Origin of the sequence: Desertibacillus haloalkaliphilus (assembly GCF_019039105.1) — a bacterium.
GTDB classification, from domain to species: Bacteria; Bacillota; Bacilli; order Bacillales; family KJ1-10-99; genus Desertibacillus; species Desertibacillus haloalkaliphilus.
Genome location: NZ_JAHPIV010000634.1, coordinates 1 through 322, shown reverse-complemented (window position 1 = coordinate 322; position 322 = coordinate 1). Strand labels below are relative to the sequence as shown.

The following is a 322-nucleotide window of genomic DNA, read 5'->3' as shown; positions in this document are numbered from 1 at the left end:
CTTATTAGCTGGACTGTTCAACACAAGGACATTTTTAGTTCGCAATACATACTCTCTCTTAACGGAACAATTTTAGCTGCTGATAAAAATTTACAACAACAAGGTTTTACATATGGCGATTCCTTCTATATAGATGATGAAGCATTGCATCATTTAACGGTAATGAAACACCCAACCTATTCTGATGTTTACGACTTTGGGGATATGAAACGTCTTACAGGTTATGCCCCTATTTTTAAGGATCATGATCCAACACAAGAAGTGATTGCAATTAGCGCCATTGACTTTGATGCAAAAATCATTAGTGAACGAACGTGGTCAA

At 36.3% G+C, this 322-nt stretch carries 1 pseudogene; it reads left to right on the top strand.

Features of this window, described 5'->3' with window-relative positions:
* A pseudogene (locus KH400_RS23630) lies at window positions 1–322 on the top strand (methyl-accepting chemotaxis protein); the annotation flags it as partial.